At 41.8% G+C, this 6,278-nt stretch carries 9 protein-coding genes; 3 read left to right on the forward strand and 6 right to left on the reverse strand.

The genetic code is table 11. From position 1 onward, the window contains the following. Nucleotides 1–2,560, reverse strand: a 2,560-nt coding sequence (locus AC2VE5_RS23615) for a Tn3 family transposase (RefSeq protein ID WP_486890097.1), incomplete at its 3' end; no start/stop codon positions are given. Between the two features lie 184 nt (nt 2,561–2,744). Here AC2VE5_RS23615 and AC2VE5_RS23620 point away from each other — a divergent pair. Both AC2VE5_RS23620 and AC2VE5_RS23625 read left to right on the forward strand, forming a co-directional pair. Continuing rightward, entirely contained in the window at nt 2,745–3,329 is a 585-nt protein-coding gene (locus AC2VE5_RS23620) for a tyrosine-type recombinase/integrase (protein ID WP_486890098.1), read from the forward strand. Nucleotides 3,330–3,416: 87 nt separating this feature from the next. Beyond that, on the forward strand, nt 3,417–3,998 hold the full coding sequence (locus AC2VE5_RS23625) for an IS630 family transposase (protein WP_486890099.1): 582 nt from the start codon (nt 3,417–3,419) through the stop codon (nt 3,996–3,998). Here the strand turns inward: AC2VE5_RS23625 and AC2VE5_RS23630 are convergent. The 5 genes from AC2VE5_RS23630 to AC2VE5_RS23650 are packed head-to-tail and all read right to left on the reverse strand — an operon-like array spanning nt 3,991 to nt 5,552. Further along, a complete protein-coding gene (locus AC2VE5_RS23630; RefSeq protein WP_486890100.1) occupies nt 3,991–4,338 on the reverse strand; it encodes a hypothetical protein in 348 nt (115 codons plus the stop codon). The genes AC2VE5_RS23625 and AC2VE5_RS23630 overlap by 8 nt on opposite strands. 49 nt (nt 4,339–4,387) lie before the next feature. Beyond that, entirely contained in the window at nt 4,388–4,945 is a 558-nt protein-coding gene (locus AC2VE5_RS23635; RefSeq protein WP_486890101.1) for a Uma2 family endonuclease, read from the reverse strand. Between the two features lie 26 nt (nt 4,946–4,971). Next, nucleotides 4,972–5,175 carry a DUF6887 family protein gene (locus AC2VE5_RS23640; RefSeq protein ID WP_486890102.1) on the reverse strand — a complete coding sequence of 68 codons (204 nt, stop codon included), beginning with the start codon at nt 5,173–5,175 and terminating at the stop codon, nt 4,972–4,974. Next, nucleotides 5,172–5,354: a DUF6888 family protein gene (locus AC2VE5_RS23645; RefSeq protein ID WP_486890103.1), complete on the reverse strand. Its 183-nt coding sequence runs from the start codon at nt 5,352–5,354 to the stop codon at nt 5,172–5,174. The genes AC2VE5_RS23640 and AC2VE5_RS23645 overlap by 4 nt, the downstream gene beginning before the upstream one ends. Further along, nucleotides 5,355–5,552, reverse strand: coding sequence for a hypothetical protein (locus AC2VE5_RS23650; protein ID WP_486890104.1), 198 nt, complete (start codon nt 5,550–5,552; stop codon nt 5,355–5,357). 185 nt (nt 5,553–5,737) lie between these two features. Here AC2VE5_RS23650 and AC2VE5_RS23655 point away from each other — a divergent pair. Further along, a partial coding sequence (locus AC2VE5_RS23655; protein WP_486890105.1) for a hypothetical protein occupies nt 5,738–6,278 on the forward strand: 541 nt, incomplete at its 3' end.

The following is a 6,278-nucleotide window of genomic DNA, read 5'->3' on the forward strand; positions in this document are numbered from 1 at the left end:
TTTTACTGAAACGCTTGAGAATTGCTTCAGTTTCTGCCGTTCCCAACCTTAAAGCAGTGGTATATTTGACCATCTGGTCGTATTGCTGACGAATCAAATCCCAATTAATCGGACGAGTCAAAATCGGTTGCAATGTTGGATACGCATCATTATTTCCAGTTACAGGACGGTATAATTTCTGAACATTTATCCGTTTAAGACGCGGCATTAACTGAAAACCCAGTAAATGGCAGAAAGCAAAAGCTACTTCATTTTGTCCATGACTATCTACATAATTCTTCTCTACTTTCATCTCCGTACAGTGGCGCAATAATCCTTCAATCATTGCTGCCACTTCCGAGGAGGAACAGGTTTTTAACTGTGAATAAATACAAACAGAATTTTTTTCAACGTGCCAATAAATCATTACGCCACGCCCACCATAACGGATGTGCCACTGGGTCATTAGATTTTGATCCCAAGCACCGAACTTTTTTGAGTCAGAAGCGCAAGCGGTTGTACCCTCTCCCCAAATGTGTGGCATTCTGGTACAAAAAATTGCATTGGCAATAGCAGCAATAGCATTGCGTAATTGGTCTTTCTGAATAAAACGACGCTTTACATACAATAAGTCCTGATAATTATCATCACCAATTTCATCACTTAAACGCTTTAATCCAGTATTCGTTCCTAAACCATATAAACAGAGCAACAATCGTTTTTGCAGTGTGCTTTCATCTAAAACTTCTCGGCTGGAAACTGTCTTAAAATGCGAACTAATATCAACCCGTAAATCCGTCTCTTTCAAAATATCTAGGAGGCTAGTCATCTTCCAGCGCCGAGTGATTTCAGTTTTTAAGTGTGTTAAGTTATACGGTTCAGTTTGCGGATTCAAAGGAGAAACCGAAATGCGAGAATCCCCCTTGGTTTTAATTTTGACTAACTTGTTTTTAGGTATTTCTTTAGCTAATAATGTCAGGGATTCATCCATCTGCTGCTGGAGAGCAGAGATAAACAGTTCGACATCTGACGGTTGTTTCAAAGCCTGAAAGTATTCTAATCTTTGAGACTCAAAATCTCCTGGCAAATCTTCTTCAGGATTGCGATAACGGTTAGCTCCCACTACCCAAATTTCTTTACATCGAAGTTTTTCTCTTAAGGCTTGAAGGACACTCAATTCATAGTTAATCCGATTAACTTTGATTTCACCATCAGCGTTGTTTTCTAAAATCAGTTCTTGCCAACCAGTACGCAAGACTCCATCGGTCGGGATGTCTTCTCCTGGGCTGTAATAACGCTGTTTACTGTCCGCATACTTTTTCAGTAGTTCTAACGCTTGAATAACAGGACGATGAACTTCATTATTTGAGCAAAATTCTAACTGAGCCAAAATTAAAGGTAAGATTCTCCGATAGTAAGCACCGTAGGAAGCCCTCATTACTGTATAAAGCCGTTCGCGGTAGGCGTTTCCCGTAGATTTGTACTCTTTGACTAAATTTTTGAGCGTCACTTCACCTGCTATGGGAAAAATTACATCTTTGACAGTGCCATGTGGCTGATTTAAAGAAGCTTCTGCCATTTGATATAGTAAATTGTTCTTGCCATGAACCCGTTTAAAATCTTGCAAAAGTTCTTTGTCTACACGTTTTTCGGCTCTCGCTCCTATGCGATGAACAATTTGGATAAGTAGTTCGACTAAATTATCTGTAACCTCAAGACTTCTCTGCCAACAAAAAGCAGTAAACAGTGTGTAACGAATAGCTTCTGGATGGCGGCGTAAGTCACGAGGATGTTCTATTGCTGCTCTATTTTTATATACTTGAAGAACTTTAGTGGGAATTTGCTTAAATAAATCTGGCGGTAGACCTAGCTGCCGGAAATTATCTAACTTAGCAATCTCTTTTTGAAAGCTTTCTATGCCAATTCTACCGGGATCTGTTTTCAAATCTGCCCAGGTTGTTTCCGGGTTTTCAATAAATTCGTTAGTAGGTTGATTATTTACATCATCTACAAGCAGAGATGAATCTGCTGAATTTAACAAGTTGTCAATCGCATCCTTAGATTGACTAGATAGCTGCTGGCTAGTCTGATTAAAAAAATTCTCTTCAAAACTATGAAGGGCAGAACGAATAAATCGTTCTAATCTTAAAAATGTTGGCGGTTCGATTTTGAGTTCGCGTAAATGAGTTAACGCTGCTAATTCTAATTGCTCAAACTTCAATTCGTAAATTAGTGCTTGCTCGATTAACCAACTAACTAATTCTTCTGTGTCATGACTTTGTGCTTCTCGAAATCCAAAAAACTCTCGGATTTGGGCGCGGTGATATTTAATGGAGCGTCCTTGCCAATTGTAAGAGTGATATTTTTCACTTTTAATGTCTAACAGCTTTGCTACATAATTAACAACGTCCGCAGGAATTTCTGAGCAATTCTCTGGAAATCTAGCTTCTAGTTGGAAGAATTTAAGTAGTAGCGCAAACCCCAAAGTATTCTGGTCATTTTTTTGAGTTAGTTGCTCTAATTCCTTTGGCAGCAACGTCCAATGCTCTACTAATTCTTCTAAACGCCAGGTTTTCTTCATCAAGCCCACTTTTCAACCGCAAAGCATTATATCTCCTAGGCGATGACCTTTTAGCAAATCCTTTAAAACATCCCCAATAACACTTATTTATGGGCAAGTTTGCGACAATCAATTGCTGTAAGATGTAATCAAACGGTACTCACGCAGAGAGTGCCAAATTATCATTTATGGGCAAGTTTGAATAATGACTAGGACTGCCCCACCACTGAAGCTCACAAATTTAGAACAGCGTACTCGCGAACATCTGCTTCCGGGTGAAGTCGAAGCAATGCTCAAGGCGGCAAAGGTTGTTGGGCGGCACGGTCATCGCGACCGGACTCTAATTCTCTTGGCTTATCGTCACGGTTTACGGATCTCAGAATTGGTGGCATTGCGATGGTCACAGGTAGATTTCAGTGGCGGCACAATTTACATTAATCGGCTGAAGCACGGTATCAGTGCCACACACCCGCTACGCGGACCTGAACTACGGGCATTGCGACAGTTGCAACGGGAGTACCCTGATTCTCCTTATTTATTCATGTCTGAGCGTGGAGCGGCGATGGCAGCAGCAACGGCTAGAGGCATTATTGAGCGAGCAGGTGTCAAAGCTGGCTTGCCAATTTCTGTGCATCCGCATATGTTACGCCATGCTTGCGGTTTCTATCTAGCAGCTAAGGGACATGATACACGAGCAATTCAAGCTTATTTAGGACATAAAAACATTCAGCATACGGTTCGCTATACCGAGTTAGCTCCAGGGCGCTTTAGAGATTTTTGGACAGACTGAGCGAGATTTTATCAGCAAAAGACTTTCACCACTGGCTTCATTGTTAGAGCCTATGCCCAGTCTCGCTTTTAGCCGATCTTGCCCCTGGTGACAGCTTCGCTATATTTACCCCGATTTGCTTATCGACTCTGGAGTTTTACTATAGACCCGCATAATTTGGTATTTATCGATGAAACCGGAATGCATCTAGGATTGACCCGTCTATACGGTCGTGCGCCAAAAGGCAAACGTCTCTATGACACTGAATCGCCTGGTACTCGGGGGCAAAATGTTTCCTTGATTGGCGGCATGAGTATTGATGGCTTGATTGCCACCATGAGCATTGTTGGCAGCGTCAATACAGATGTGTTTTTGTTCTACATTCAAAAGATTCTCGTCCCTCAACTCTGGGAAGGTGCAATCGTGTTGATGGATAACTTACCTGTTCATCATGCCTCAGTGGTTCGAGAGGCAATTGAAGTTGTTGGGGCAACCCTCGTATTCCTGCCGCCCTACTCCCCAGACCTATCGCCAATTGAATTATGTTGGTCAAAACTTAAGCAACTCCTGCGTTCTGCCCAAGCTCGAACTCGTGAAGCACTTGACCAAGCTTTAACTCAGATTATCAATGATTCTATTTCTTCCGATGATGCACTCAATTGGTTTGCTCACTGTGGCTTATTCATTTGAATATTGTTGTAAGTCTAGCATCGGGCTTTGCCCAAGTCCGAACGAAATGTAGCACTGCCTCAATAGTTAATTTCTTCTGCACAAGAAGCAAAACTGCCTCTCCATGACTATGTACAATAAAGCGTTTCTTATGACGACCTCCAAAGCCGTAAGGATTATCCAGGTAGGCATTGAACTTCAACCCATCTGGTCCAATAATTTCAGAAATACTACCATAGGACACACATTTATACAGATGATGAATACCCAGCCGCTTTACGGCATCATCATTTATTTCTATCCACCCCATACCCTTAACAGGCTCAGAGGGAGTTCGCGGTGTAAAGAAAACTTCCTTCATAAATTGTGGACATTTTCACGCCTGCTCGTGCGATCTCATCTTAATTGCGTCAAAGTAGTTCTGCTTCCTCAAAAATAACTTTTGGTGTTAGTTCTAAACCAGGCAGCAGCGCATCGATAATTTTTGGATCTCCAGATAGCTGCTTGCTTACTCCCTCTGGGGAGAAGACTGTGATGCTGAAAGTTTCAGGATCGATAACCCACACTCTCAATACCCCAGCCTTGATGTAGTCGATGGCTTTGTCTGCTAATTGTTTGAATGTTTGGTCTGGGGAAATAATCTCAATCGCTAAATCGCAGGGTATTGGGCAAGCTTCATTGCGTCTCCAACTTTTAGGTAAACGAGCATAGGAAATGTAGGTTAAATCAGGAGTAGGAATCCAAGGCGAACCATTGCGTTTTAGAATGACTGACCACTCTGGTCTAATTCGTCCATTGCCAGGACACCAAGCGTCAAACAGCCGCAGCAATGCTCTTTGCAGCGAGGAATGAAAGTATTTAGGTGACACTTTGGGTATGGCTTGTCCGTCTATTAATTCGTAAGCAGTCTCTCCTTCCGGCAAAGTCCAGAATTGTTCGAGAGTTAGATTGGTGAGGTTGGTTAGCATGGCGCTTTGTCGATACCAAACTATGTTTATAAGTGAAGGTCGAGTTTTTGTTGGATGGCAGAGATTGCTTTAGCTTCCGATTCTGGATCGGCTGGGTCAATTACGATAGCGCGTCCAGAGTCATGAAGCTTATCCATGTAAGCGTGGAAAGCTTCAGTGTCATCACGATGCTCTAGAAAGTAGCTTTTCGCTTCATCTAAAGTCATAGATGCGTAATCGATTTGGCTCATATTAACTCTCCATCGGCTTTGATTTGTACTTCAATAGACTCCTCATGCCCTGCCAATATAAACAGATTTCCCGTTCGCTCATCTAACCGCACAACATGAATAGGCTGGAATACCACGTTTGTTAGCCAATGGCATTGTCGGTAAAGCGATTTCATTTGTGCAATAGTCAGCTCTGGCATTTAAGCGGACTTTTCCTGCTGTTCTGTCGCTAATTTAGCCGCGATCGCTTCTCTTACCCAGTTGGCTAAATTGTCTCCAGCTATTTCTCGCACAGCTTCATCCATACTTACAGGCAGCTTGACGGTTAGCGGCTTCTTTGCCACTGGTTCTTTACCCTGTACCTGATAGTAACCTTTCCCCGTTCTGTTTCCTTTCATAGCTCTATAATAACCGAGTGTACACGGTTAATTGTAAAGATACTATAAATAAAGTTTATATAAGTCTATAACCAGGTGTACTAGGTTATACTAGCAATAGTTTGGTTTTAAAGAGCGATCGCTAACTTTTGCAGGGTAGCGATCGCCCACACATTAAATCGTCAGGTAAACAAATAGTCATCGGAATGTCTACTATGCCTCATATTATGAGCGCTAACGGGCAGATAGACCCTTTTTCTATCGAAAATCAAAAAGTTTTGCAAGCAGCCAAATCTACGTGGAGTAATCTAACCATAGAGAAATTAGTGCCATTGATAAGCTCTTTCCCTGATTGTCACTTACCTCAAGGCGTTCTATTTGAGACAGCTAACGAAAAAGAAATCATTAGGATTCATCGATATGCTTACAAAGGAATAAGCGTTTGGCTCGAAAAATTAGCTGCTAAAAAACCATTATCTCCTGATGCAGAATCAACAAACTACAAATACTTTGAGCCTTACGCCGAACTTTTTGCGGCTCAACTCGATCTAATAACTTTAGTACACCCTCGTTCTGTTCTTAGCGATTACTTTGAGTCCCCCCTTCATGCGTGGGGTTCCTTTATCTTTTTTCAATGCAGAAACCAACTGAATGACTCAGGTTTACTAGGCAAGTCAAGACTTTTTTATGGAAAAACCAAAGACATCAATAACAACTCAGAACGGTTACGAAGATATGATGAGCGTG

It is taken from the genome of Aliterella sp. E5.1 (assembly GCF_057473825.1).